The organism is Rhizobium sp. FG113, assembly GCF_057809895.1.
The window spans coordinates 336,680-361,257 of sequence record NZ_JBMDKV010000003.1 but is presented as its reverse complement, the minus strand read 5'-3'; the positions used below and the strand labels follow the sequence as shown (position 1 = coordinate 361,257).

Genomic DNA, 24,578 nt, shown 5'->3' with positions numbered 1-24,578 from the left:
TATCGTTTCGTTATGGTCTTATCGAAACGATGCGTTCTCATAAGAGGGGAAAACCATGAGCGCCGACAATAATGATACCGCCGCATCTTCGGGCGATGCGGGCAAGACGCCGCCGCACCGGCTGCCGAAGCCGTGCCGGTTTCGCCTGTCCTTCCTGCTGATCATCGCCGTCTATCCGCTGATTACGGCGCTTCTCTATATTCTGATGCCGCTCACCAGCAGCTGGGAGACGTGGCACCGCACGCTCGTCATCACGCCCGTCATGGTGTCGCTGATCGTGTTTCTGGTGACGCCGACCATCCAGCGGCATTTCGGCTGGTATGTACTGCGCATGCCGCGTCCCGAGCGGTAGAAGCGGGGCGGGCGCCCTGCCCGGCATCTGCGCTGTGGCGCCCCCTCCTCCGTCCCGGTCGCGCATATCTCTCGCAAAAAGGCAGCGGCACGAACGCAAATTGATGCTTTTCGCATGCCGGCTTAAGGCCTAGTCAATGTCCATCAGATCGAAGAGGACACGGCGATGGCAACCCCATTCTACTGGAACGAGCTCAACACCTACGATTTTGCCGGGCTCTCCGCCGACACCACGATCGCCATCCTGCCGATCGCTTCGACCGAGCAGCATGGGCCGCATCTGCCTGTTGCGACCGATGTCGCCATCGCCAACGGCATGCTGCAGGAACTGCGCCGCCAGCGGCCCGACGATCTCGACATATTGGTGTTGCCGACGCAGGAGATCGGCAAGGCCAACGAGCATGTCTATGGCCCGGGCACGCTGTCTCTCAGCGCCGAGTTGCTTATTCCCGTCTGGACCGCGATCGGCGCGAAGGTGGCGGAGGCCGGTCTGCGCAAGATGGTGATCGTCAATTCGCATGGCGGCAATGTCGATATCATGAGCATCGTCGCGCGCGAGCTTAGAGTGCGCTACCAGATGGCCGTGGTCTCCACGCAATGGGGCCGCTTCGGCCATCCCGAGGGAATGATCAGCGAGCATGAGACGCGCTACGGCATTCACGGCGGCGAGGTCGAGACCTCACTGATGCTGCATTTCCGGCCGGATCTGGTGCGGATGGACAAGGCCGAGAACTTCACCTCGAAGGCCGAATGGATGCGCGAACAGTCGAAGTTCATCCAACCGCTGCCGCCGCATTCGCTTGCCTGGATCGCCCATGATCTCAATCCGAACGGCGTGGTCGGCGATGCATCGCGCGGCACCGCGGAAAAGGGCGAGGCGATCTGCCGGCATCAGGTCAAGGGCTTCGTCGAGATGCTTGAGGACCTCAAGCGCTATCCGCTCTCCAATCTCTACAGCAAATAGGCTGCAGCCCGGCCGGACCTGTCGTCACGCGCCCGCTGATCTGTCGGGCGCAATATGGCCCTTGTCCTGCAGCTCGTGAACGAGGCCGGCAAGCTCGGCCAGCAGGTATTCGACGAACAGGCTGGTCGCGGCATCCAGCGGCGCGCGGGCGCGGGCGAAGAGCTTCATCGGCTGATGGCGGGCATGCGGCTCGGCGATCGGGCGGAACACGAGTTCGCCGGCACGGCATTCGGTTACCACGTCGAGCGGGTTGAGCATGGTCAGCCCTGCCCCGCATTTCACCAGTTTCTTCAGCATTTCCGAGGCGTTGCTCTCAAGCGCCGGTTCGACAGACACATCGAGCCGCGCCAGCGCCAGATTGATGACATCGCGCAGACTGGTGCCCTGTTGCGCCAGCAGCAGCCGCTCCTGAACGACATCGCCAAGATTGATCGGTCCGTCACCGATCAGCCTGTGGCCTGGTGGCAGGACAATGCCGATCGGGATGTCAAAGCTGCCGAGCGAGCGAATGCCAGGTGTGGCCGGAATGTTGAAGCCGAGGCCGATGTCGACCTCGCCTGAAAGCACCGGATTGACCGTGGTCGTGCCGGCGTCGTTTCTGATCTGAAAATAGACGCGTGGATGCTCGGTCTGGAAGCGGGTGATGATTTCGGCAAGCGGGCCGGACGCGAGACCCACCGTCGTCACCAGCCGCACCTTGCCGGCCTGTTGCATCTTCAGGCTGCGGATGCGACCTTCCAGGCGATCGTAATTTTTCAGTACCTCGCGGATATGCTCGATGCACAGCTCGCCTGCGGCCGTCAGTCTCAGCCCGCGCGGCAGGCGCTCGAAAAGCGGCGCTCCGATTTCCTCCTCGAGCGCCAGGATCTGCCGGTTGATGGCCGAGGATGCGACGTTTAGGCGGGCAGCGGCCTTGCGGATCGAACCGGAGCGGGCGATCTCGTCGATGTATTGAAGCTTTCTGGAGTGCAGCATTCGACCCTCGGTGCATCTATTTTAAGCGTCGCGCACAAATTAGAAACAGGCGCGTTGTGAGATGCCAAAAAGGCATCGTTGCGCACGAATTTTGATGCTTTTCAAACAGCAAAGCAATCGCTCAAATGAAAGAAATGGAGCGCTGTCGAAGAGGCTCCTTGGCCTCAAAGGGGAATGGCTGACATGTCCAATGCATTGAAGACGATGGCTTTTACGACGCTGCTCGGTCTCGGGACGGCGCTTTGCGCGGCTGCTCCCTCCTACGCGCTCGACACGGTGAGCTATGGCACCAACTGGCTGGCGCAGGCCGAACATGGCGGCTTCTACCAGGCGGTCGCGGACGGCACTTACGCCAAGCATGGTCTCGATGTGACAATCGTTCAGGGTGGCCCGAACGCGGCCAACTCGGCGCTTCTGATCTCCGGCAAGATCGACTTCTACATGGGCAGTTCGCAGGGTGAACTGGCGGCCGTCGAGCAGGGTATTCCGCTGGTCGATGTCGCGGCGATCTTCCAGAAGGACCCGCAGGTGCTGATCGCGCATCCGGATGCCGGCGTCGAGAAGTTCGAAGATCTGGCGAAACTCAACACGCTGTTTCTCGGCAAGGATGGCTACCTCACCTTCTTCGAGTGGATGAAGGCCAACTATTCCGGCTTCAAGGACGAGCAGTACAAGCCGTATAACTTCAACCCCGGCCCCTTCATCGCCGACAAGTCCTCGGCGCAGCAGGGCTATTTGACATCCGAGCCCTACGAGATCCAGAAGCAGACCGGCTGGGAACCGAAGGTCTTCTTGCTCGCCGACAATGGCTACAGCCCCTACTCCACGGCGATCACCACGACGCAGGCGATGATCGACGGCAAGTCCGACGTGGTGCAGCGCTTCGTCGACGCCTCGATCGAGGGCTGGTACAACTATCTCTATGGCGACAACGCCAAGGCCAACGAGCTGATCAAGAAAGACAATCCCGAGATGACCGATGGTCAGATCGCGTACTCCATCGCCAAGATGAAGGAATACGGGATCGTCGAATCCGGCGAAGCTCTGGACAAGGGCATCGGCTGCATGACCGACGCGCACTACAAGAAGTTCTTCGACGAGATGGTCGGCATCAAGGTGCTGAAGGCAGACACGGATTACACCAAGGCGTTCACGACCAAATACGTCTGCAAGGGCGTGGGCATGGCGTTGAAGAAGTAAGTCGGGCTTCCTCCTCTCCTGTTTGGAGAGGAGGCCCATGGCATACCCAGGAAACGAACGGACCTCATGACTTCATCGCAGCCCAACCCGTCAGCGACACCAGCCGAAGCGCGCAGGCGGCCGCTCGTTGCGATGAAGCAGGTCTCAAAGGTCTTTTCCAGCGGCACTGTCGCGCTTTCCGGCATGACGCTGACGGTCGAGAGCGGCGAGTTCATCAGCCTGCTTGGACCATCCGGTTGCGGGAAATCGACGGCGCTGCGGATCATGGCCGGGCTCGGCGACGTGTCATCGGGGACGATCGACTGGCCGAGCTCGCGCATCAACTCGCGCGGCCTGCCGGAGGGCGATATCAGCTTCGTGTTCCAGGAGCCGACGCTGATGCCCTGGAAGAACGTGTTCGACAATGTGCACCTGCCGTTGAAGCTGCGCGGTGTATCGAAAGCTGCGGCGCGCGCGGAAATCATGGCGGTGCTTGCGACGGTCGGGCTGCAGGATTTCGCCGAAGCCTATCCGCGTGAACTCTCGGGCGGCATGAAGATGCGCGTGTCGATCGCACGCGCGTTGGTGACCAAGCCGAAGCTGCTCCTGATGGATGAGCCATTCGCGGCGCTCGACGAAATCACCCGGCAGAAACTCAACGACGACGTGCTGCGGCTCTGGAAGGAGACCGGCATCACGGTGATCTTCGTCACGCATTCGGTGTTCGAATCCGCCTACCTCTCGAACCGCATCGTCGTCATGAAGGCGCGGCCGGGACGGGTGCATGCCGATCTGCCGCTCGTCACCAGTCTTGAGCGCGACGCGCACTACCGCACCTCCGAGGAATACCGCCAGGCTTGCGAGACGGTCTCGCACTCGCTGATCGGCGCGATCAACGCCGCGAAGGAGGGCCACTGATGGCCGATATCGCCGAGACACCCGCCATCGAGGTTGCCAAACCGATCAACGCGCGCCGCCGCGATCTGGCGCTGCGGATTCTCGTTCCGGTGCTGACGGTTGCGGCGCTGGTCGTGATCTGGTGGCTCTATGTCAAGCTGTCGGGCGTGCCGCCCTATATCCTGCCGGGCCCGGCGGCCGTGGCCAACGCCTTCATCAGCGATTGGGGCACACTCGCCCCTGCCCTTTGGGTTACCACCAAGATCACCTTCATGTCGCTGATCCTGGCGCTGATCGGCGGCGTTGGCTTTGCTGTCTTTCTCGTGCAGTCACGCTGGATCGAGATCGCGTTTTATCCGCTGGCGGTTATCCTGCAGGTGACGCCTGTGGTGGCGATCTCGCCGCTGATCCTGATCTATGCACCGTCGACGCAGGTGGCGCTCTTGATCTGCGCCTTTCTCGTCGCCTTCTTTCCGATCCTGTCGAACATGGTACAGGGCCTGAAGAGCGTCGATCACAACCTGATCAACCTCTTCGAGCTTTACGGCGCCTCGCGCTGGCAGACGCTGCTCTATCTGAAGCTGCCGGCCGCACAGCCCTATTTCATGACGGGCCTCAGGATCGGCGGCGGACTGGCGCTGATCGCAGCCGTCGTCGCGGAGTTCGCTGCGGGCTCGGCAGGCGCCGGATCGGGTCTGGCCTTCCGTCTGCTCGAAGCGCAATACCGCATGAACATCCCTCGCCTCTTCGCCGCCCTGCTGATGCTGTCGCTGCTCGGCGTGGCGATCTTCGCGATCACCTCATTCATCTCCTGGCTCAGCCTGCATCGCTGGCATGAGAGCAGCCTGAAGCGGGAAAACTGATGACCTCTTCCTTCATGTCGCCGCCCAATTCCGCGCGCTTCGTGCTCAGCCACGCGACACTGCCGGATATCGCCGTCGCGGGCTACGAGGGTGTCTCAGCCGAGGGGCTGGTGAAGGCCGATCTCGTCATCGAGGACGGGTTGATTGCGGCGATCCTGCCGCCCGGCTCGGCGCCGCAGGAGCTTGCGAAATCGGACATGCGCGACGGCATGGTCTGGCCATGTTTCGCCGATGTGCATACGCATCTCGACAAGGGCCATATCTGGGCGCGCAACAGCAATCCTGATGGTACCTTCACGGGCGCGCTGACCTCCGTGGGCATCGACCGTGCGACGCACTGGAATGCCGCGGATGTGCGCAAGCGCATGGAGTTTTCGCTGCGCTCGGCATACGCGCACGGCACCAGCCTGATCCGCACGCATCTGGATTCGCCCTCTCCGCAGCATCGCATCTCGTTCGAGGTCTTCGCCGAGGTGCGCGACGCCTGGAAGGACAAGATCGCGCTGCAGGCGGCGGCCCTGTTTCCAATGGACGACATGGTCAACGAGGCGTATTTCGCCGAACTCGTCCAAATCGTTTGCGACACCGGCTGCCTGCTCGGCGGCGTGACGAAGATGAGCGCGGATCTGACCTGGCAGCTCGACACGCTGCTGAAGGCCGCCGCCGACAATGGGCTCGATGTCGATCTGCATGTCGACGAGACCGACGATCCTGGTGCCGAGACGCTGAAGGCGATCGCCGAGGCGGTGCTGCGCAACGGCTTCACCGGCAAGGTGACGGCCGGCCATTGCTGCTCGCTCGCGCGGCAGGACGACGAGCTTGCCAAGCGCACCATCGACTTGGTGCAAAAGGCAGGAATTTCAATCATTTCTCTACCGATGTGCAACATGTACCTTCAGGACCGTTATCCCGACAGGACGCCGCGCTGGCGTGGCGTGACGCTGTTCAAGGAGCTCGATGCCGCCGGGGTGCTGACAGCCGTCGCCTCCGACAATACGCGTGATCCCTTCTATGCCTATGGCGATCTCGATCCCGTCGAAGTGTTCCGCGAGGCGGTGCGCATCCTGCAGCTCGATCACCCGCTCGACAGCGCCGCGCGCGTGGTGACCACATCAGCCGCCGACATAGCCGGACGCCCGGATATGGGGCGCATCGCCGTCGGCCTGCCCGCCGATCTCGTGCTTTTCAGCGCCCGGCGCTGGAGCGAATTTCTATCCCGTCCGCAGGCCGACCGCGTGGTGCTACGCCGCGGCAAGGTCATCGACCACAGCCTGCCGGATTACCGTGAACTCGATAGCGTCGTTGGAGCCTGACATGCCGGATTACCAGAAGATCAAACAGGAACTCGAAGGCATCGCCATCGAGGACAATCCGGCGCTGGTGCGCCAGAAGAGCCGGGACTTCTATTGGTACTCCCCCGTGCTGAAGGCGCAGCTCGACGGCGTCACCGCCGATCTGGTGGTCACGCCGAAGAACGAGGCCGAGGTCATCCAGACGCTGAAAGTGGCGTTTACCCACGGCGTCCCCGTCACCCCGCGCGGTGCCGGCACCGGCAATTACGGCCAGGCCATGCCGCTCTCGGGCGGTATCGTTCTCAATCTGGCCGCCATGGACCAGATCAAGGAAATCCATCCGGGTCGTGTCATCTGCGAGCCAGGGATCATCATCGCCCAGCTCGACAAGCAGACCAAGGCGCATTCCGGCCAGGAGCTGCGCTTCCATCCGTCCACGGCGCAGACAGCGACGATCGGCGGTTTCATTGCCGGCGGTTCCGGTGGTGTCGGATCGATCACCTGGGGCGGTCTGCGCGATATCGGCAATATCATCCGGCTGCGGGTGGTGACCATGGAGGCTGAGCCGCGCGTGCTGGAGCTGACGGGCTGGGACCTGCAGAAGGTCAGCCACGCCTATGGCACCAATGGCATCATCACCGAGATCGAGATGCCGCTGGCGCCGGCCTACGACTGGGTCGACGTGCTCGTCGGCTATGACCAATTCATGGACGGCGTGCGCTACGCCGATGCGCTGGCGAAGTGCAACGGCATCCTGACCAAGGAGATCGCTCCGATCGCCGCCCCCATCCCCTACAGCTACTTCACCCGCCACAAGCCCTATATCCGCGAAGGGCAGTCGGTCGTGGTGGTGATGGTGGCGCCGCACTCGATCGATGCCTTCGCCGCGTTCACGGCCTCGCAGAAAGGCGAGATCATCTTCCGTTCAGACAAGGTCGAGAGCATGAAGGGCATTCCGCATGCCTATGAGCTTGCCTGGAACCACACGACGCTGCGCGCGCTCAAGGTCGATCCAGAGTACACCTATCTGCAGGTCCAGTATCCCGGCCCCGACCATGTGGCGAAGGTCGCCAAGATGGTCGAGATTTTCGGCGACGAGGTGCCCGGCCATCTCGAGTTCATCAAGTTCGACGGGCAGATCCAGTGCTCCGGCCTGCCGTTGGTGCGCTACACGACCGAGGAGCGGCTGGAGGAGATCATCAAGATCCACCAGGACCATGGCTGCCCGATCTTCAATCCGCACCGCTATACACTCGAGGAAGGCGGCATGAAGCAGACGGACAAGGTGCAGCTCGCCTTCAAGCATGAAACCGATCCGAAGGGGCTGCTCAACCCCGGCAAGATGATCGCCTGGGAGAACCCCAACTTCGATTTCTCCGCCGGCCAGAACTATCTGTTCCCGGGCCTGGCCTCGGTCATGGAGAGCGCATGAGGGTTCTCGTCCTTCACTCGCATCCGGTGGAATCGAGCTACGGCAAGGCGCTCTATCAAAAGACGCTGGAGAGCCTGAAGGCAGCGGGCCATGAGGTCGATGCCTGCGACCTCTATGCCGAGGAATTCGATCCGGTTCTGTCGCGGCATGACCGGCTGGTCTATCACGACTATCCTGAGAATACCGAGCTGGTGAAAGACCATGTCGAGCGGCTGAAGCATGCGGAGGGGTTGGTTATCGTCACGCCGATCTGGAACTTCGGCTTTCCGGCGATCCTCAAGGGCTACTTCGACCGCGTCTGGCTGCCGGGCGTGTCCTTCGAACTGGTGGACGGGAAAGTGGAATCCCGTCTCAGGCACATCCGCAAGCTTGGCGCGGTGCTGACCTATGGAGCCACCCCGTTCCGCGCCTTCGTCGCCGGTAATCCGCCGAAGAAGATCATCAAGCGGGTACTGAGGGCGCAGATCAACCCGGTGCGCCCGGTAACCTTTCTCGCCCACTACGACATGAACAACTGCACGGAAGAAACGAGGGCGGCGTTCATGGGGAAGGTCGGGACGGCGATGGGGCGGTTCTAGTCAAGCTGCGCCGCTTACAGTGGCTTGCCCTGCTCGACCCACAGGCTCATCGAACCAAGAAGTTCCTTTGTCGGATAGTCCTGGATATCGTCCTCCGCAAAGCCAGCGGCGAGTTGCCGCTCGTAGTTCCACTCCTGAAAGTCGACATATGCGTCGAGGATCTTCTTCGCTCCAGGAGCATCGATCTCAGCTTCGCTCGCTAGCCAATTACGAACCTTCCTGACGGCCTTCTGATAGTCCCCATCGTGTATGTCGATATCGCAACCGGCAAGATCGGAGATCGACACCTGATGCCTGTACCTTTTCTCTTCCAGGATCAGGATCTTTTTCTGTTCGCGACCCTGACCAAGGTATTGCCGGCAGCCATAGTCGATGCCGAGTTCGAAGGGCATATTCAATCGATAGTGCTCTCCGGCAATCTTTGCCTGAGATCGGCTGAGGTCGTGGACCGAATATTTCGAACCTTCGATTAGCCCCAGGATCTTGATCAGTCGATTTTCTGCGCCATCATTGCGTTCGGTCGCCAGCCGGGGTGTAAATCCGAGGTAGACCATGCAGAACATAACGGCCTGCAAGATGGGTTCCTAATCTTTATCAAAAGGGCAATTTACAAATATGCTTTTGTCAAAAGGTGGCTCCATATAGCTTCAACCTTTCGGCGGAAATGGATCGCTTCCGTAGGAATTGCGCTCTCTAATACGTCCATCCCGGCCATGGATGTAAAGCTCAGTTTGCTGATTGCGCGCTATCTCGCGGGCCTTATCGACAGCCTCCCGCTGGGTGTCGTAAGTGCCGGAAGCACGGGATGCCCCAGCCTTTCGAACACTCCATTTCTCGCCATTAGGAACGACATGCTGACCTTTTTTCGACATGATGGCTTCCTTCCGTCAAGTCCACAGATCTAAGGTAATCGATGGTTGTGGTGCAGCCAATATGGACCGAAAATTTTTATACTACCTTCGCCGCCGTCACCTCGACTTCGACCAGAAACTCCGCCCGCGTAAAGCCGCCGACGACGAGCAGCGTGGACACGGGCTTGGGGTCGAGCGTGTAGCGGTCGCGCACCGCCATGTAGGCCGGAAAGTCCTCGCGGCGGGTCACGAAGCCGGAGATGCGGATTACGTCCGCATAGGTCATGCCGGCCTCCTCCAGGATCGCGCCGATCGCTTTGAAGCAGAGTTCCGCCTGGGCGGTGACGCCTTCCGGAATGCTGTCGTCAACGGCGATGCCGAGCTGCCCTGATGTGACCAGCAGCGAGGCGCCTGGCGGCACGAGAAGGCCGTGATTGTAGTTGCCGAAGGGCTTGCGAACAGATGGGGGATTGATCGCGTTCTTCATGAAAACCTATATTTCACAATTCTTTATGGTGCATTGCTGATGTCCGAAGGGAGGATCAGTCCGCCTTGTCGGACGCGAATACAATACTGGCATCGCTGACGATGGCAACATGCGAAAAGGCGGCTTGGCTGGCTGCGGCAGCGTCGCCGCGCATGATCGCCGTGACGATGACGTCGTGCTCGTCATAGGACTTCGCAAGGCGCCCGGGGAGCCGGAATTGCGCGCGGCGGAACGGCGCCAGGCGTGCCCGGGTCTGTGTCACCATTTCATAGATATGGTCGTTGTGGGCGCCGCGATAGAGCCGGGTATGGAACTCCGTGTTGTGGGCGGCGTAGTCTTCCCGGGCGTTGGCGTGAACCAATCTGGCCGATGCGCGATGTTCGAGTTCGAGCGCATGGCGCTCGTCCACCGTCATCCGCTCCGCGGCCAGCCGCGCGCAGATAGCTTCAAGCTCCGACATCGCCTCGAACATGGAGTGGAGATAGGCTTCGGTGACATTGGCGACCACGGCGCTGCGGTTGGGCTCGCGATCGACAAGGCCCATGGCGCCCAGTTCCCGCAAAGATTCGCGCACCGGCGTTCTGGAGACGTCGAAACGGACAGCGAGGGAGAGTTCATCCAGCCGCTCGCCGGGAAGCATGACGCCGGTGACGATCATGTCCGCAATGGCGCGCACCATCTGCTCGACGGTGGTGCCTGTGCGTATGATCTGTTTGCGCCTGATCTGCTTCACTTCCAAACTCTGTATTTCACATTGCATACAGATGAACGGCGAAACACAGAAAGTCAAATAATTATATATTTGCAGCGTCTTATGGACTTATCTGAATGTTGGTGTGCAGCAATTGTCCGTTATTATCAGGAACATACGATGACTTTTCACACATGGATGCATTTTTAATCACATCCAGATTGCAATCTGCATACAGTTTACGCGCTGCCGCCTCCCCTCTTTTGAAATGCACGCAATAACAACATCTTAAAAACTGGCATGGTCATTGCATGCACTTTTCCCGCAACCATTTGTTTGACGCGGCCTTGCCGCAGGGAGAATCGCAATGACCAAGCTCCTTTCCATGAATCGCCGCCATTTCCTCCAGGCTTCCGCCGCCGGCGCGCTGGCGATGACGCCGGGCCTGATGGCGGGTCGCGCCATGGCGCAGACCGCGCTCACCGTCGGCTTCATCTATGTCGGCCCGAAGGACGACTACGGCTATAACCAGGCGCACGCCGAAGGTGCCGCGGCCGTCAAAGCGCTCGAAGGCGTCACGGTCGTCGAAGAGGAGAATGTTCCCGAAACCGTCGATGTCCAGAAGACGATGGAATCGATGATCAATCTCGATGGCGCGACCCTGCTCTTCCCGACCTCGTTCGGCTATTTCGACCCCCACATGCTGGCCATGGCCGCGAAATATCCCGACATCCAGTTCCGCCATTGCGGCGGCCTCTGGCAGGAGGGCAAGAACCCGATCAATACCGGCTCCTATTTCGGCTATATCGGCCAGGGTCAGTATCTGAACGGGATCGCGGCCGGTTACGCCTCGAAGAGCAAGAAGATCGGCTTCGTCGCCGCCAAGCCGATCCCGCAGGTGCTGCAGAACATCAACTCCTTCCTGCTCGGCGCACGTTCCGTCGATCCCGCCATCACCTGCCAAGTAATCTTCACCGGCGAATGGTCGCTTGCAGTGAAAGAAGCCGAAGCCACCAACGCGCTGGTCGACCAAGGCGCCGACGTCATCACCTGCCATGTGGACAGCCCGAAGGTCGTGGTCGAGACCGCCGCCGGTCGCGGCGCCTTCGTCTGCGGCTACCACGCCAACCAGAGCCCGCTGGCGCCCGAGAAGTACCTCACTGGCGCGGAATGGGCCTGGGGCAACGTCTACACCGATTTCGTCAAGAAGGCGCAGGCCGGAGAGAAGCTCGGCAATTTCGTGCGTGGCGGCCTGAAGGACGGCTTCGTCAAGATGAGCCCGCTCGGACCGGCCGTTTCGGCTGAGGCCCGGACCAAGTTCGAGGCAGTCCATGCCGAGATCATGAGCGGCAAGTTCTCGGTCTTCAAGGGGCCGATGAAGGACAACAAGGGCAATGTCATCGTCGCGGCCGACAAGGCGCTCGCCGAGGACGCGATCGAGCTCGAGAGCATGGACTATCTGGTCGAGGGCGTCGTCGGATCCACGGCTTAAGCCAGAGGGAGAAGCGTCATGACAATCGAGGCGAACACTCCATCCCTATCGCCTGCAATCTCCGATACGCCGGCGCGCTCCTTCCTAGGGCCGTTGCTGGCATGGCTGGCGCGCCGGGCGGAACCCGTCGTCATCAGCCTCGGCGCGATCCTGGTCGGTCTGGCGCTTTTCTCGCTCTTCATCATGGCGGTCGGCAAATCGCCGGCCGTGCTTTTCCAGCTCATGTATACCGGCGGCTTCGGCAGCTGGTTTTCGGTGCAAAACAGCCTCAGCCGTTCCGCGCCGCTGCTTCTGACGGCGCTCTGCGTGGCGCTGCCGGCGCGGCTCGGCCTAACCATCATCGGCGGCGAGGGAGCGGTGGTGCTTGGCGGCGTTGCAGCGGCAGCAATCGCCCTTCCCTTCATCGGCACCCTGCCCGCCATCCTGGTGCTGCTTCTGATGGCGGCGGCGGCCATGGTGGTCGGCGGTCTTTGGATCGGTTTCTCAGGCTTCCTGCGGCATTATCGCGGAGTGAACGAGACGATCTCCTCGCTGCTACTTGCCTATATCGCGATCGCGCTGATGAACCAGTTCGTCGAAGGGCCGCTGCGCGATCCAGCCAGCCTCAACAAGCCCTCCACCGCGCCGCTGCCAGCGGAGTACATGATGGGCAAGATACCGGGCATGGACGTGCACTGGGGTCTGGTGATCGGTGTCGTTGCCTGCATTGTCTCCTGGATCCTGATCGAGGTGACGAGCTACGGCTTCGCCGCCCGCATCGCCGGCGGCAATGTGCGCGCCGCGCAGATCCAGGGATTGCCGGTGGGGCGGTTGATCGTCGGCTTCACGGCGATTGCCGGCAGCTTCGCCGGGCTTGCGGGCATGATCGAGGTCGCCGCCGTCCAGGGCAGCGCCAATGCCTCGATCGCGGCCGGCTACGGCTATACCGGCATCCTCGTCGCCTTCCTGGCACGACACAATCCGCTGGCGATCATTCCCGTGGCCATCCTTCTCGGCGGCATCGATGCCTCGGGCGGGTTGATCCAGCGGCGCATGGGCCTGCCGGATGCGACCGTGCTGGTGCTGCAGGGGACGCTCTTCGTCGTCATCCTGTTGTTCGAGACGCTCTACGGCCGCTTCAAGATCTTCAACCCCGACCTTTGGAAGAGGAACCCGTGATGGACGAGACCGGTATCGGCATATGGGGTGTACCGCTGGCGATCTTGGCCGGCGCCATCCGTGTCTCCACGCCCTTCATCTTCGTCAGCCTCGGTGAGACGATCACCGAACGATCGGGGCGCATCAATATCGGACTTGAGGGAACGCTGGTGTTCGGCGCGATGATTGCCTACGCCGTTGCTGTCATGAGCGGGTCGGCCTGGCTCGGCGTGCTGGCGGCAATGGCGGCAGGCGCTGTCTTCGGCTTCGTGCACGGCTGGATCTGCAAGTGGCCGAAGGTCAACGACATCGCGATCGGCATCGCGATGATGCAGTTCGGCCTGGGGATGGCCTTCTTCCTCGGCAAGCCCTTCATCAAGCCGGTGGCGCCGCATCTGCCCTCGATCCCGCTCGGCGGCTGGTCGAGCCTGCCGCAGGTACAGGCTGCCTTGAACATCAATGTGCTATTCGTCATCGGCGCGCTGCTGGCGGTGGCACTGTGGTGGGCGTTCAAGAATACGCGCGTCGGCCTCATCCTGCGCGTCGTCGGAGACAGCACCGATGCGGCGCGCGCCATGGGCATCGATCCGGATCGTGTTCGCTTGCTGGCCACAGCTGCCGGCGGATCGCTGGCCGCGGTCGGCGGGGCCTATCTCTCCCTCTACTATCCGGGCTCTTGGAACGAGGGCATCTCATCCGGCCAGGGCCTGATGGCGGTGGCGCTCGTCATCTTCGCGCGCTGGAACCCGATCGGTTGCTTCCTGGCCGCGCTGCTGTTCGGCGGCGCCGGCGCGCTCGGCCCTGCCCTGCAATCGGTCGGCGTCACGCAGGGGTACTACCTGTTTTACGCGGCACCCTACGTGCTGACGCTCGCCATCCTGATCGCCACCTCCTCGCCCACCCGCTCGCTTGCGGGTGCGCCGGGGGCCCTGTCACTCACGAAATAAGTCACTCACCCAGTAATTCTGTTTTGAAATAGGGATTTAGCCATGAACGGTCTCGGCGGCCTCAACAAATCCGAACACGGCGTCGGCATCGGCCTCGTACAGTTGCAACTCCCCGTGACGGTCACCAAGGAAGATCTGGCGCGGCAGACGCAGGTCATCGTCGATCTCGTGGCCAAGGCGCGGCGCAACCAGCCCGGCATGGATCTCGTCGTGTTCCCCGAATATGCGCTGCATGGGCTGTCGATGGATATCAACCCCGAGATCATGTGCCGGCTGGACGGGCCTGAGGTCGCTGCGTTCAAGAAGGCGTGCCTGGACAACCGGATCTGGGGCTGCTTCTCGATCATGGAGTTCAACCCCGGCGGCATGCCCTATAATTCCGGCATCGTCATCGACGACACGGGCGAACTGAAGCTCTATTACCGCAAGATGCATCCCTGGGTGCCGGTCGAGCCTTGGGAGCCGGGCAATCTCGGCATTCCCGTCATCGATGGCCCCAAGGGCGCCAAGCTGGCGCTGATCATCTGCCATGACGGCATGTTCCCCGAAATGGCGCGCGAGTGCGCCTACAAGGGCGCCGAGATCATGATCCGGACGGCGGGCTATACCGCGCCGATCCGCGACAGCTGGAAGTTCACCAACCAGTCCAACGCCTTCTGCAATCTCATGGTTACTGCGAGCGTGTGCATGTGCGGCTCGGACGGCACCTTCGACAGCATGGGCGAAGGCATGATCTGCAATTTCGACGGCTCGATCATCGCCCACGGAACGTCCGGCCGCGTCAACGAAATCATCACCGCCGAAGTCAGGCCGGACCTGGTGCGCGAGGCACGACTCGGCTGGGGCGTGGAAAACAACATCTACCAGTTCGGCCATCGCGGCTATGTCGCTGTCGCGGGCGGCGCTGGCGACGCGCCCTACAGCTACATGCACGACCTGATCGCGGGCCAGTACAAGCTGCCCTGGGAGGCGGACATCAAGATCACCGACGGCACTTCCTGCGGCTTCGACAAGCCGGCGAGGCGCTATGGCGAAACATTCAAGCTTGCGGGCGAATAGAGGAGACGGACGATGGACATGATGACCGAGGCAAAAGAGCACTACGTCAAGGCCGATCCCTACCCTTGGCCCTATAACGGCGCGTTGAGGCCCGACAACACGGCGCTCATCATCATCGACATGCAGACCGACTTCTGCGGCAAGGGCGGCTATGTCGATCACATGGGTTACGATCTGGCTCTGGTGCAGGCGCCGATCGAGCCGATCAAGGCGGTGCTGACGGCGATGCGCGCCAAGGGCTACCACATCATCCACACCCGCGAAGGCCACCGGCCTGATCTCGCCGACCTGCCGGCCAACAAGCGTTGGCGCTCGCAGCGGATCGGCGCCGGCATCGGCGACGCCGGGCCCTGCGGCCGCATCCTCGTGCGCGGCGAGCCTGGCTGGGACATCATTCCCGAGCTCTATCCCCTCGACGGCGAGGTGATTATCGACAAGCCGGGCAAGGGCTCGTTCTGCGCCACGGATCTGGAACTGATCCTCAACCAGATGCGCATCGAGAATATCATTCTCACGGGGATCACCACCGACGTCTGCGTCTCCACCACCATGCGCGAGGCCAATGATCGCGGCTTCGAATGCCTGTTGCTCGAGGATTGCTGCGGCGCTACCGACTATAACAACCATCTCGCCGCCATCCACATGGTGAAGATGCAGGGCGGCGTGTTCGGCTCGGTCTCCAACTCCAAGGCCCTGATCGAGGCGCTCGTCTGATGCCATCGATGCGTGCCCAAGTCTTTCGCGTGCCGGCCGACGGGCCGGATGATGTCTCCGGCGTCGAGGCGCTGTTTGCTGCCGGCCTGAAGCCGGAGAGTGTGGTCGCCATCCTCGGGAAGACCGAGGGCAACGGCTGCGTCAACGACTTCACTCGCGGCTATGCGACGACGAGCTTCGAGGCGCTGTTTCGCCGGCATGGCGTCGAGGGCGTGTCGATCGTCATGTCCGGCGGTACCGAAGGGGCGCTGTCGCCGCACTGGACGGTGTTTGCCCGCGAGGAGACCGATGCGCCGGCGACGCGGGCGCTGGCGATCGGGGCGGCCCGCACACCTGCCCTGCCCTCGCATGATCTCGGGCGCCGTGCACAGGTGCTGATGGTGGCCGAGGCCGTGAAGGCCGCGATCCAGGAAGCCGGGATCGAGGATATGGCGGACGTGCATTTCGTGCAGATCAAGTGCCCGCTGCTTACCACGCAGCGGATCGCCATGGTGGAAGCGTCAGGCAAGACGGTCGCCACGCGCGACACGCTGAAATCGATGGGGCTTTCGCGCGGCGCATCGGCGCTTGGCGTCGCGGTGGCGCTGGGCGAGATCGATGCGGACGAGATCACCGATGGTGATATCGGCACGCGACACGAGATCTATTCGCGCTGCGCTTCGGCATCCGCCGGAGTGGAGCTTTTGGATCACGAGATCGTCGTCCTCGGCATGAGCTCACAGTGGTCCGGTGCGTTCCAGATCGACCATGCCGTGATGCAGGACGCAATCGATGTGCAGGCGGTCAAAGCGGCCTATGCGCGGCTGCCCGAGGGCAGACTTGCGGCGGTGCTTGCCAAGGCGGAGCCAGACCCGAGCGGCCAGGTGCGCGGCAACCGGCACACCATGCTCGGCGATTCAGACATATCCGGCACGCGCCATGCCCGCGCCTTCGTCGGCGGCGTGCTGGCTGGCGTGTTCGGGATGACCGATCTCTACGTCTCGGGTGGCGCCGAGCATCAGGGGCCGCCGGGTGGCGGACCCGTGGCAATCATCGTCGAAAAGGAGACCTGAAGTGAGCATAGTCCGCGACACGCCTCTTCCGCAGGCCGGCAAGGCCGTCGGCATCCAGACCCTCGACATGACCATGCGCTTCGGCAGCTTTACGGCGCTCGACCATGTCTCGGTCGACATCCCGGCCGGCAGCTTCCATGCGCTGCTCGGCGAAAACGGCGCCGGCAAGTCGACGCTGGTGAAATGCATCATGGGTTTCTACCACCAGACCTCGGGCTCGCTCTCGGTGGATGGCCGCGAGGTGGCGGTTGCCTCCCCCAAGGATGCGGCGACCTATGGGCTTGGCATGGTCTATCAGCACTTTACGCTGGTGCCGTCGCTGACGGGCGCGGAGAACCTCGTCATCAGCCGCGCCGCAGTGCCCGCGGTCATCAACTGGGCCAGGGAGCGCAAGGACCTTGCCGCCTTCATGGAGCGCATGCCCTTCAAGATCCCGCTCGACAGGCCAGTGAGCGAGCTCGCGGCCGGTGAAAAGCAGAAGCTGGAGATCGTCAAGCAGCTCTATCTCGGCCGCTCCTTCCTGGTGCTCGATGAGCCGACCTCGGTGCTGACGCCGGCCGAAGCCGACGAGATGCTCGGACTGGTGCGCGGGATGACCGAACGCGGTGAACTGACCGTGCTGATGATCTCGCACAAGTTTCATGAGGTCACAAAGTTCGCGGATGCCGTCTCGATCCTTCGACGCGGCAAGCTGGTGGGATCAGGCAAAGTCGGCGAGCTCTCGACATCAGACATGGCGGCGATGATGATCGGCGATGTGAAGCTTGCTGAGCTCGACACGCGCGTGCCGGTGTCTTCTGCGGCCAAGCCGGTTCTCAAGGTCGAGAACGTGAAGGCGCCGGATCGGTCCGGGCTGAAGACGATAGAGATCGACAGCCTGATGGTGCGATCCGGCGAGATCGTCGGGATCGCCGGCATTTCGGGGAACGGCCAGAAGGAGCTGACCGAAATCCTCGCCGGCCAGCGGCCGACCGATGCGGGTACGGTTGAGGTCAATGGCGACGCCTACGGCGCGACGCGGCCGGAAACGCGGCGCAACAATGTGCGCTTCATCCCCGAGGAGCCGCTGCAGAACGCCTGCGCGCCGAAGATGACGGTCAGCGAAAACCTCGCCTTCCGCACTTTCGATCTGAAGGCCGACGGCAAGGATGCGATCTGGCTCAGCAAGGGCAAGATGCGCAAGCGCGCCACAGACCTGATCGCGGATTTCAAGGTGAAGACCGCGTCGTCGTCCTCGCCGATCGCGGCACTGTCGGGCGGCAACGTGCAACGCGCGGTGCTGGCGCGGGAGCTCACCGGCGAGGTCGATCTGCTGATTGTCTCCAACCCGTGCTTTGGGCTCGATTTCTCGGCGGTGGCGGAGATCCGGGCGCGGATCATGCGGGCGCGCAATTCCGGTGCCGCCGTGTTGCTGTTGTCCGAGGATCTCGATGAACTGCTTGAAATGTCCGACCGGATCATGGTGATCTCCGAGGGCAAGCTGGTCTACGAGACGCCGGCGCTGGCTGCCGACATCTCCGTGATCGGCGCGCATATGGCGGGGCATCACTGATGGCTGAAATCAAGGCGCAACCGTTTGATTTCCCGCTCCGAAAGCAAGAGATCGCGCTCGTCGTCATCGACATGCAGCGCGATTTCGCGGAGCCCGGCGGCTTCGGCGCCAGTCTCGGCAACGATGTCGGGCGCATCACCAGGATCGTCCCTGATGTCAAGCGGCTGATCCAGGGCTTTCGCGATGCCGGGCTGCCCGTCATTCACACGATGGAATGCCACAGGCCAGACCTCTCGGACCTGCCCGTCGCCAAGCGCAACCGGGGCAAGCCGAGCCTACGGATCGGCGATGAAGGGCCGATGGGGCGGGTCCTGATTGCGGGCGAGCCGGGCACGGCGATCCTGCCGGAACTGGCAGCCATCGATGGGGAAGTCGTCATCGAGAAGCCGGGCAAAGGTGCCTTCTACGCGACCGAACTCGGCGATGTGCTGAAGGAGAAAGGCATCACCCAGCTGGTGTTCGCGGGCGTGACGACCGAGGTCTGCGTGCAGACGACAATGCGCGAGGCCAACGACCGCGGTTACGAATGCCTGCTCTGCGAGCAAGCGACGGAGAGCTATTTTCCGGAATTCAAGGAGGCCGCCATTGCGATGATCCGCGCCCAAGGGGCGATCGTCGGGTGGACGGCCGATATCGATGACATACTGGAGACGATAAACCATGCCTGAGACAACACGCGAACTGCTGACATCGGGTGGGTGGAAGGACTTGGACTTCGGGCCGTTTCGCGATGGCGTGACCATTCACTGGATCAAGCCTTTCGACGGTGACCAACCAGGTGTGGCGCTGTTGAAATACGAAGCAGGCGCGTCCGTGCCCCGGCATCGGCATGAGGGACTGGAGACGATCCTGGTGCTCGATGGCGTCCAGTCGGACGAGGCGGGCGACTATGGCAAGGGGAGCTATGTGGTCAATGCTATCGGGACCGAGCATTCGGTGTGGAGCGACACGGGCTGCGTGGTGCTCATCCAGTGGGATCGGCCGGTGAAAATCCTCGAGGAGGAAGCGGCATGAGCACTCCCGCGTTCGATATCGCTTCGCTGCACGCCTTCTATGCCGCCGGCGGCACGGTGGCCGAAATCATCGATCAGGTGTTCGCGCGGATCGCCGCGGTCGACGATCCCGGTATCTTCCTTCATCTCGCCGACCGCCAGTCGCTGCTGGCAGAAGCAGCCGCGCTTGGTACGTTTGATCCAGTGGCAAAGCCGCTTTGGGGCATTCCCTTCGCCGTGAAGGACAATATCGACGTGGCCGGCATGCCGACGACGGCGGCTTGCCCCGATTATGCCTATGGTGCGATCGAGGATGCGACTGTCGTGCGGCTCTTGAGGGAAGCCGGGGCGCTTGTGATAGGCAAGACCAATCTCGACCAGTTCGCGACAGGCCTCGTCGGCGTCCGCTCGCCCTATCCGATCCCGCGCAATGCGATCGATCCGACGCTGGTGCCGGGCGGATCGAGCTCCGGCTCAGCGGTGGCCACCGCGCAGGGGATCGTCAGTTTCGCGCTTGGGACGGATACCGCCGGATCCGGCCGCATTCCGGGCGGGCTCAACAATATCGTCGGGCTGAAGCCGAGCGTCGGCGCGCTGTCGACCACGGGCGTCATTCCCGCCTGCCGGACGCTGGACTGCGTGTCGATTTTCGCGCTTTCCGTCGATGACGCCTGGCGCGTCTTCAGCGTCGCCGCGCGGGAGGATGGAGACGACGCCTATTCGCGCGCGGTGCCGGCGACAGGTTACGGACGGTTGCCGCCGACGCTGTCGATCGGCGTTCCCGCGAAGGCGGATTTGCGCTTCTTCGGCGATACCGTCATGGCGGCATCCTATGAGGATGCGCTCGATATGCTTCGCGGTCTCGGCCATCGGATCGTCGAGGTGCCATTCGGCGATTTCTACGATGTCGCCAACCTGCTTTACGAGGGCGCCTGGGTTGCCGAGCGCTATGCGGCGGTGAAGGATTTCTTCGATACGCGTGAAGCGAGCTTCCATCCGGTCACCCGCAAGATCTACGGCGCGGCCAAGACGTTGACGGCGGCGGATGCGTTCAACGGGTTCTATGCGCTGCAGGCGATGAAGCAGAAGCTTTCACCAGTCATCGCCTCGGTCGATCTCTTCTGCGTGCCGACGGCGCCAAGCCACTACACGCTTGCCGATCTCGCCGCCGAGCCGATCCGCGAAAATTCGCGGTTGGGCACCTATACCAACTTCGTCAACCTGCTCGATATGTGCGGCATCGCCGTGCCCACCGGCAAACGCTCGGATGGCTTGCCGGCGAGCGTTACCCTGCTCGCACCCTTCGGCCGGGATGGGCTGACCGCGTCGCTTGCGCGCGACATTCATCGCGCCTCCGGCCTAACGCTGGGTGCGACCGGTTGGCCGTTGCCGAGTGCCGGGCAGCCGGATCTAGGGAATGAGCCGGGGATCGACATCGTCGTGGTCGGGGCGCATCTCTCGGGGATGCCGCTCAACGGCCAGCTTCGCGAACTCAACGCAAGCTTCGTGCGCGAAGCGCGGACGATGGATGCCTACCGCCTTTATGCGCTCGTCGGCCAGGTGCCCGCCAAGCCGGGGCTGATCCGTGTCGAAGCGGGCACCGGCGGCGCGATCGATGTGGAAGTGTGGCGGTTGACGCCGGATGCCTTTGGTCGCTTCGTGGCGGCGATCCCCTCACCGCTCGGGATCGGCAGCATTTCGCTATCGGACGAAACCGACGTAAAGGGCTTTCTGGTCGAGGCAGCGGCGATCTCCGGCGCTGCCGATATCACAGGCTATGGCGGCTGGCGCAGCTATGTCGAGGCGGGATCGCAGCAGAAGGTCGGCGGCGCGCGATGATGTCGCGCGTTGGAGCGCGTGGGCTTAGGTTCCGCGCTCCAGGCTTTCCAGCTCGACCTCGAAGCTCATCTGGTCGTAGGCCGGGACGACGTGATCGGGTGTCTCAGCCATGACGGTGTCGTAGTCGAGCGGCGTATGCATGTGGGTGAGGATGGCGCGTTTCGGTTGCAGGCGGCCGATCCATTCCAGCGATTGCTCCAGCGACAGATGGCTCGGGTGGTAGCGGTATTGGAGCGCGTCGATGATCAGGACATCTAGGCCCTCAAGCTTCGGTACGGTTTCCGGCGGGAAGTCGCTGATATCGCTGCAATAAGCGACATCGCCGATGCGGAAGCCGAGCGAGGTGATGTCACCGTGCTGCTGAACATGCGGACGCAAGGAGATCGCGCCGCCCGCGCCGGTGATATGAACAGGCTTGTCGAGATCGTGGATCACTCTTGCCTCGACGATCGGCGGATAATTGCTGCCGGGTGGTGTTTCCAGGCAATAGCCGAAGCCTTGGCGAATGCGGTCCATGGTCGCTTCGTCGGCGTAAATAGGCACGCGCTGCTGCGCGCCGAAATAGTAGCCGCGCAGGTCGTCCAGTCCGTGGATATGATCGGCGTGCGGATGCGTGTACATCACGGCGTCGATATGCCCGACCTTGGCCGCAATCATCTGCTCGCGAAAATCCGGTCCGGTATCGATGACGACGGTGGTCACGCCGCCGTTGGCGTCATACTGCTGGATCATGAACGAGGCGCGGGTGCGCCTGTTCTTCGGATTGTTGGGATTGCAGGCGCCCCAGTCGCCGGTGATGCGCGGAACGCCTGGTGACGACGAGCAGCCGAGAATGGTGAACCGCCGTCTGTAGCCCACCGTGTCAGATCCTCGGCATCTTGGAGAAGCAGCGGAAGGCATTATCAGTCGTGATCGCGGCCATCTCGGCATAGCTGAGGCCCAGCGTCTCGGCCAAGACTTCTGCCGTGTTGACGACATAGGACGGCTCGTTGCGCTTGCCGCGCCAGCGCTTCGGCGCGAGGTAAGGCGCGTCGGTCTCGACCAGCAGGCGATCGTGCGGAATGGTGGCGGCGATGTCGCGCAGCTCCTGCGACTTCGGGAAGGTCAGGATGCCGGAAAACGAGATGTAGCCGCCGAGCTCGACGCCAACGCGGGCCAGATCGGCACCCGCCGAGAAGCAGTGCAGGATGAAGGGGAAGGCGCCCTTCCCCGTCTCCTCGGTCAGGACCGCGGCCATGTCCTCGTCGGCGCTCCGACTGTGGATGACCAGCGGCAGCTTTGTCTCGCGTGCTGCCTCGATGTGGCGCAGAAAACCGGTCTTCTGGTCCTCGGGCTTCTGCGTGTCGTAGAAGTAATCGAGACCCGCCTCGCCGATCGCCACCACTTTCTCATGCGCATTCGCCAGACGGATCAGGTCTTCGGCCTGGATATCCAGCTCTTCGTCGGCACTGTTGGGATGCGTGCCGACGGAGCAGAAGACGGACGGATACTTCTCGGTGATCGCGAGCAGACCGTCCAGCTTGCGGACACGCGTGGAGATCGTCACCATCTGTTTGACGCCACTGTCGTGAGCGCGCTTGACGATCTCGTCGCGCTCCTCCTCGAAGTCTGCGAAATCCAGATGGCAATGGGTATCGATCAGCATCTCAGCCTCACGCCTGCGGCGCGACATAGCGCGGGAAGACCGGCGTTGGCGCTTCCAGCGGCGTGCCCGAAACCAGGCGACCGGCTTCACCGAGAGCCGTAAAGTCGCGCTTGTCGGCGGCAGCCCCCACGAGGTCGAGCATCTTTTCGGCAGAGCCCGGAACGAAGGGCTGCAGCAGGATGGCGATCTGGCGCACGACTTCGGCCGTGACGTAGAGCACGGTCTCCATGCGATCAGGATCGGTCTTCTTCAGCGCCCAGGGCTGCTGGCCGGCGAAATAGCGGTCGGTCTCGGACACGACAGCGATGATCGACGTCAGCGCGCGATGGATGAGCTGCTTTTCCATGTCCTCGCGGGTCGAGGCGAGCAGCGCGTCGGCGGCTGCCAGCATCGCCTTGTCCTCGTCGGTCAGCGGACCGCAGACGGGGATCTTGCCGTCGCAGTTCTTGACGATCATCGACAGCGAGCGGCTGGCGAGGTTGCCGATGCCGTTGGCGAGATCGGCGTTGATGCGGGTGCCGATCGCCTCCTCGCTGCAATTGCCGTCATGGCCGAAGGAGATTTCGCGCATAAGGAAGTAGCGGATCGCGTCGAGGCCGAAATGCTCGATCAGCTCGAACGGATCGAGCACGTTGCCAAGCGACTTCGACATCTTCTCGCCGCCCTTGGCCAGCACGAAGCCATGCGCGAAGACGCGCTTGGGCAGCGGCAGCTTGGCCGACATCAGGAAGGCGGGCCAGTAGACGGCGTGGAAGCGGATGATATCCTTGCCGATGATGTGGACGTCGGCCGGCCAATACTTGGCGCGCGGGCCATTCTTGTCCTCTAGGTAGCCGGTAGCAGTCAGATAGTTGGTCAGCGCGTCGACCCAGACGTACATGACGTGTTCCGGATCGTTCGGGACCTTGATGCCCCAGTCGAAGGTGGTGCGCGAGATCGACAGATCCTTGAGCCCCGACTTGACGAAGGAGATCACCTCGTTGCGGCGCTCGGCCGGGCCGATGAAATCGGGCTCAGCTTCGTAGAGCGCCAGGAGCTTGTCCTGGTATTCGGAGAGCTTGAAGAAGTAGCTCGCCTCTTCCACCCACTCGACAGGCGTGCCCTGCGGTCCGTAGCGCACGCCGTCGGCGCGCAGCTCGGTCTCGTTTTCCTGGTAATAGGCCTCGTCGCGCACCGAGTACCAGCCGGCATAGCTGTCCTTGTAGATGTCGCCGGCATCGGCCATCAGGTTCCAGATGTTTCGCGACGTCTCGTGGTGACGCTCCTGCGTGGTGCGGATGAAGTCGTCGTTCGAGGCGTTGAGGAGCTTGGCCATCGCCTGGAATTCGCCGGAGTTACGGTCGGCGAGTTCCTGCGCGGTGATGCCTTCGGCGCGGGCCGTCTGCTGCATCTTCTGGCCGTGCTCGTCGGTGCCGGTCAGGAAGAACACGTCCTTACCGTCGAGGCGCTGGTAGCGCGCCATGGCATCCGTCGCGATCAGCTCGTAGGCGTGGCCGATGTGCGGCTTGCCGTTCGGGTAGGAAATCGCGGTGGTGATGTAGAAGGGTGTCTTGTCTGTCATGGCGGCCATTCTCGTGCGGCTTATTCTT

Annotated in this window: 26 protein-coding genes; 18 read left to right on the top strand and 8 right to left on the bottom strand. The window is 62.4% G+C overall.

Going from position 1 to position 24,578, the window contains the following annotated elements; translation table 11 throughout:
• Positions 1–55 precede the first annotated feature (55 nt).
• Positions 56–352 (top strand): putative antibiotic biosynthesis monooxygenase, encoded by a 297-nt coding sequence (locus ACODTZ_RS12020; RefSeq protein WP_489025962.1) that lies wholly within the window; start codon positions 56–58, stop codon positions 350–352.
• Positions 353–517: 165 nt separating this feature from the next.
• The gene (locus ACODTZ_RS12015) at positions 518–1,315 is read left to right on the top strand and encodes a creatininase family protein (RefSeq protein WP_489025960.1); all 798 of its coding nucleotides are present in this window, start codon (positions 518–520) and stop codon (positions 1,313–1,315) included.
• Positions 1,316–1,339: 24 nt separating this feature from the next.
• On the opposite strand, the gene ACODTZ_RS12010 is transcribed toward ACODTZ_RS12015, so the two are convergent.
• Entirely contained in the window at positions 1,340–2,290 is a 951-nt protein-coding gene (locus ACODTZ_RS12010; protein WP_489025958.1) for a LysR family transcriptional regulator, read from the bottom strand.
• A 183-nt stretch (positions 2,291–2,473) separates the two neighbouring features.
• Here ACODTZ_RS12010 and ACODTZ_RS12005 point away from each other — a divergent pair, with 183 nt between their 5' ends.
• The 6 genes from ACODTZ_RS12005 (at position 2,474) to ACODTZ_RS11980 (ending at position 8,531) form a co-directional block, all read left to right on the top strand.
• Positions 2,474–3,490: an ABC transporter substrate-binding protein gene (locus ACODTZ_RS12005; protein WP_489025957.1), complete on the top strand. Its 1,017-nt coding sequence runs from the start codon at positions 2,474–2,476 to the stop codon at positions 3,488–3,490.
• A gap of 66 nt (positions 3,491–3,556) precedes the next feature.
• On the top strand, positions 3,557–4,387 hold the full coding sequence (locus ACODTZ_RS12000) for an ABC transporter ATP-binding protein (protein ID WP_489025955.1): 831 nt from the start codon (positions 3,557–3,559) through the stop codon (positions 4,385–4,387).
• A complete protein-coding gene (locus tag ACODTZ_RS11995) occupies positions 4,387–5,229 on the top strand; it encodes an ABC transporter permease (protein WP_489025953.1) in 843 nt (280 codons plus the stop codon). The genes ACODTZ_RS12000 and ACODTZ_RS11995 overlap by 1 nt, the downstream gene beginning before the upstream one ends.
• On the top strand, positions 5,229–6,542 hold the full coding sequence (locus tag ACODTZ_RS11990; protein ID WP_489025952.1) for a cytosine deaminase: 1,314 nt from the start codon (positions 5,229–5,231) through the stop codon (positions 6,540–6,542). Before ACODTZ_RS11995 ends, ACODTZ_RS11990 begins: the two co-directional genes overlap by 1 nt.
• A gap of 1 nt (position 6,543) precedes the next feature.
• Entirely contained in the window at positions 6,544–7,953 is a 1,410-nt protein-coding gene (locus ACODTZ_RS11985; protein ID WP_489025950.1) for an FAD-binding oxidoreductase, read from the top strand.
• A complete protein-coding gene (locus ACODTZ_RS11980) occupies positions 7,950–8,531 on the top strand; it encodes an NAD(P)H-dependent oxidoreductase (RefSeq protein WP_489025949.1) in 582 nt (193 codons plus the stop codon). The genes ACODTZ_RS11985 and ACODTZ_RS11980 overlap by 4 nt, the downstream gene beginning before the upstream one ends.
• Before the next feature lie 14 nt (positions 8,532–8,545).
• On the opposite strand, the gene ACODTZ_RS11975 is transcribed toward ACODTZ_RS11980, so the two are convergent.
• The 4 genes from ACODTZ_RS11975 to ACODTZ_RS11960 all read right to left on the bottom strand — a co-directional run bounded on the left by ACODTZ_RS11975 (position 8,546) and on the right by ACODTZ_RS11960 (position 10,629).
• The gene (locus ACODTZ_RS11975; protein ID WP_489025947.1) at positions 8,546–9,106 is read right to left on the bottom strand and encodes a hypothetical protein; all 561 of its coding nucleotides are present in this window, start codon (positions 9,104–9,106) and stop codon (positions 8,546–8,548) included.
• A 72-nt stretch (positions 9,107–9,178) separates the two neighbouring features.
• Positions 9,179–9,403, bottom strand: a complete 225-nt coding sequence (locus ACODTZ_RS11970; protein ID WP_081993036.1) for a DUF2188 domain-containing protein — start codon at positions 9,401–9,403, stop codon at positions 9,179–9,181.
• A gap of 76 nt (positions 9,404–9,479) precedes the next feature.
• A complete protein-coding gene (locus tag ACODTZ_RS11965) occupies positions 9,480–9,869 on the bottom strand; it encodes a RidA family protein (RefSeq protein ID WP_489025945.1) in 390 nt (129 codons plus the stop codon).
• A 55-nt stretch (positions 9,870–9,924) separates the two neighbouring features.
• Complete coding sequence (locus ACODTZ_RS11960; RefSeq protein ID WP_489025943.1) at positions 9,925–10,629, bottom strand: GntR family transcriptional regulator; 705 nt, start codon at positions 10,627–10,629, stop codon at positions 9,925–9,927.
• Between the two features lie 298 nt (positions 10,630–10,927).
• Between ACODTZ_RS11960 and ACODTZ_RS11955 the strand changes: the two genes are divergently transcribed.
• Genes ACODTZ_RS11955 through atzF form a run of 10 tightly spaced genes read left to right on the top strand, consistent with a single transcriptional unit; the run spans position 10,928 to position 21,344 of the window.
• Positions 10,928–12,052, top strand: coding sequence for a BMP family ABC transporter substrate-binding protein (locus tag ACODTZ_RS11955; protein WP_489025941.1), 1,125 nt, complete (start codon positions 10,928–10,930; stop codon positions 12,050–12,052).
• 18 nt (positions 12,053–12,070) lie between these two features.
• Positions 12,071–13,210, top strand: a complete 1,140-nt coding sequence (locus ACODTZ_RS11950) for an ABC transporter permease (protein WP_489025939.1) — start codon at positions 12,071–12,073, stop codon at positions 13,208–13,210.
• Positions 13,210–14,136 (top strand): ABC transporter permease, encoded by a 927-nt coding sequence (locus ACODTZ_RS11945; RefSeq protein ID WP_489025937.1) that lies wholly within the window; start codon positions 13,210–13,212, stop codon positions 14,134–14,136. The genes ACODTZ_RS11950 and ACODTZ_RS11945 overlap by 1 nt, the downstream gene beginning before the upstream one ends.
• Positions 14,137–14,178: 42 nt before the next feature.
• A complete protein-coding gene (locus ACODTZ_RS11940; RefSeq protein ID WP_112979740.1) occupies positions 14,179–15,195 on the top strand; it encodes a formamidase in 1,017 nt (338 codons plus the stop codon).
• Between the two features lie 12 nt (positions 15,196–15,207).
• A complete protein-coding gene (gene biuH / locus ACODTZ_RS11935) occupies positions 15,208–15,909 on the top strand; it encodes a biuret amidohydrolase (protein WP_489025935.1) in 702 nt (233 codons plus the stop codon).
• Complete coding sequence (gene atzD / locus ACODTZ_RS11930) at positions 15,909–16,961, top strand: cyanuric acid amidohydrolase (protein ID WP_489025933.1); 1,053 nt, start codon at positions 15,909–15,911, stop codon at positions 16,959–16,961. Before biuH ends, atzD begins: the two co-directional genes overlap by 1 nt.
• A gap of 1 nt (position 16,962) precedes the next feature.
• Positions 16,963–18,513 carry an ABC transporter ATP-binding protein gene (locus ACODTZ_RS11925; RefSeq protein ID WP_489025932.1) on the top strand — a complete coding sequence of 517 codons (1,551 nt, stop codon included), beginning with the start codon at positions 16,963–16,965 and terminating at the stop codon, positions 18,511–18,513.
• Positions 18,513–19,181, top strand: coding sequence for a cysteine hydrolase family protein (locus ACODTZ_RS11920; protein ID WP_489025930.1), 669 nt, complete (start codon positions 18,513–18,515; stop codon positions 19,179–19,181). Before ACODTZ_RS11925 ends, ACODTZ_RS11920 begins: the two co-directional genes overlap by 1 nt.
• The gene (locus ACODTZ_RS11915) at positions 19,174–19,527 is read left to right on the top strand and encodes a cupin domain-containing protein (RefSeq protein ID WP_489025928.1); all 354 of its coding nucleotides are present in this window, start codon (positions 19,174–19,176) and stop codon (positions 19,525–19,527) included. Before ACODTZ_RS11920 ends, ACODTZ_RS11915 begins: the two co-directional genes overlap by 8 nt.
• Complete coding sequence (gene atzF, locus ACODTZ_RS11910) at positions 19,524–21,344, top strand: allophanate hydrolase (protein ID WP_489025927.1); 1,821 nt, start codon at positions 19,524–19,526, stop codon at positions 21,342–21,344. The genes ACODTZ_RS11915 and atzF overlap by 4 nt, the downstream gene beginning before the upstream one ends.
• A 24-nt stretch (positions 21,345–21,368) precedes the next feature.
• Here the strand turns inward: atzF and ACODTZ_RS11905 are convergent, their stop codons facing one another.
• The 3 genes from ACODTZ_RS11905 to metG are packed head-to-tail and all read right to left on the bottom strand — an operon-like array spanning position 21,369 to position 24,550.
• Positions 21,369–22,202 carry an MBL fold metallo-hydrolase gene (locus tag ACODTZ_RS11905; protein ID WP_489025925.1) on the bottom strand — a complete coding sequence of 278 codons (834 nt, stop codon included), beginning with the start codon at positions 22,200–22,202 and terminating at the stop codon, positions 21,369–21,371.
• Between the two features lie 4 nt (positions 22,203–22,206).
• Complete coding sequence (locus ACODTZ_RS11900) at positions 22,207–22,989, bottom strand: TatD family hydrolase (protein WP_489025924.1); 783 nt, start codon at positions 22,987–22,989, stop codon at positions 22,207–22,209.
• 7 nt (positions 22,990–22,996) lie between these two features.
• Positions 22,997–24,550, bottom strand: a complete 1,554-nt coding sequence (gene metG, locus ACODTZ_RS11895) for a methionine--tRNA ligase (protein ID WP_489025922.1) — start codon at positions 24,548–24,550, stop codon at positions 22,997–22,999.
• Positions 24,551–24,578: the final 28 nt, after the last annotated feature.

What these genes read in the sequence shown, in the direction of transcription:
- ACODTZ_RS11950 (WP_489025939.1), top strand. Translation starts at nt 12,071, where the DNA reads ATGACAATCGAGGCGAACACTCCATCCCTATCGCCTGCAATCTCCGAT.
- ACODTZ_RS11920 (WP_489025930.1), top strand. Translation starts at nt 18,513, where the DNA reads ATGGCTGAAATCAAGGCGCAACCGTTTGATTTCCCGCTCCGAAAGCAA.
- ACODTZ_RS12000 (WP_489025955.1), top strand. Translation starts at nt 3,557, where the DNA reads ATGACTTCATCGCAGCCCAACCCGTCAGCGACACCAGCCGAAGCGCGC.
- ACODTZ_RS11985 (WP_489025950.1), top strand. Translation starts at nt 6,544, where the DNA reads ATGCCGGATTACCAGAAGATCAAACAGGAACTCGAAGGCATCGCCATC.
- ACODTZ_RS11995 (WP_489025953.1), top strand. Translation starts at nt 4,387, where the DNA reads ATGGCCGATATCGCCGAGACACCCGCCATCGAGGTTGCCAAACCGATC.
- ACODTZ_RS12015 (WP_489025960.1), top strand. Translation starts at nt 518, where the DNA reads ATGGCAACCCCATTCTACTGGAACGAGCTCAACACCTACGATTTTGCC.
- ACODTZ_RS12005 (WP_489025957.1), top strand. Translation starts at nt 2,474, where the DNA reads ATGTCCAATGCATTGAAGACGATGGCTTTTACGACGCTGCTCGGTCTC.
- ACODTZ_RS11965 (WP_489025945.1), bottom strand. Translation starts at nt 9,869, where the DNA reads ATGAAGAACGCGATCAATCCCCCATCTGTTCGCAAGCCCTTCGGCAAC.
- ACODTZ_RS11900 (WP_489025924.1), bottom strand. Translation starts at nt 22,989, where the DNA reads ATGCTGATCGATACCCATTGCCATCTGGATTTCGCAGACTTCGAGGAG.
- ACODTZ_RS12020 (WP_489025962.1), top strand. Translation starts at nt 56, where the DNA reads ATGAGCGCCGACAATAATGATACCGCCGCATCTTCGGGCGATGCGGGC.
- atzF (WP_489025927.1), top strand. Translation starts at nt 19,524, where the DNA reads ATGAGCACTCCCGCGTTCGATATCGCTTCGCTGCACGCCTTCTATGCC.
- metG (WP_489025922.1), bottom strand. Translation starts at nt 24,550, where the DNA reads ATGACAGACAAGACACCCTTCTACATCACCACCGCGATTTCCTACCCG.
- ACODTZ_RS11945 (WP_489025937.1), top strand. Translation starts at nt 13,210, where the DNA reads ATGGACGAGACCGGTATCGGCATATGGGGTGTACCGCTGGCGATCTTG.
- ACODTZ_RS11980 (WP_489025949.1), top strand. Translation starts at nt 7,950, where the DNA reads ATGAGGGTTCTCGTCCTTCACTCGCATCCGGTGGAATCGAGCTACGGC.
- ACODTZ_RS11915 (WP_489025928.1), top strand. Translation starts at nt 19,174, where the DNA reads ATGCCTGAGACAACACGCGAACTGCTGACATCGGGTGGGTGGAAGGAC.
- ACODTZ_RS11990 (WP_489025952.1), top strand. Translation starts at nt 5,229, where the DNA reads ATGACCTCTTCCTTCATGTCGCCGCCCAATTCCGCGCGCTTCGTGCTC.
- atzD (WP_489025933.1), top strand. Translation starts at nt 15,909, where the DNA reads ATGCCATCGATGCGTGCCCAAGTCTTTCGCGTGCCGGCCGACGGGCCG.
- biuH (WP_489025935.1), top strand. Translation starts at nt 15,208, where the DNA reads ATGGACATGATGACCGAGGCAAAAGAGCACTACGTCAAGGCCGATCCC.
- ACODTZ_RS11940 (WP_112979740.1), top strand. Translation starts at nt 14,179, where the DNA reads ATGAACGGTCTCGGCGGCCTCAACAAATCCGAACACGGCGTCGGCATC.
- ACODTZ_RS11970 (WP_081993036.1), bottom strand. Translation starts at nt 9,403, where the DNA reads ATGTCGAAAAAAGGTCAGCATGTCGTTCCTAATGGCGAGAAATGGAGT.
- ACODTZ_RS11960 (WP_489025943.1), bottom strand. Translation starts at nt 10,629, where the DNA reads ATGCAATGTGAAATACAGAGTTTGGAAGTGAAGCAGATCAGGCGCAAA.
- ACODTZ_RS12010 (WP_489025958.1), bottom strand. Translation starts at nt 2,290, where the DNA reads ATGCTGCACTCCAGAAAGCTTCAATACATCGACGAGATCGCCCGCTCC.
- ACODTZ_RS11955 (WP_489025941.1), top strand. Translation starts at nt 10,928, where the DNA reads ATGACCAAGCTCCTTTCCATGAATCGCCGCCATTTCCTCCAGGCTTCC.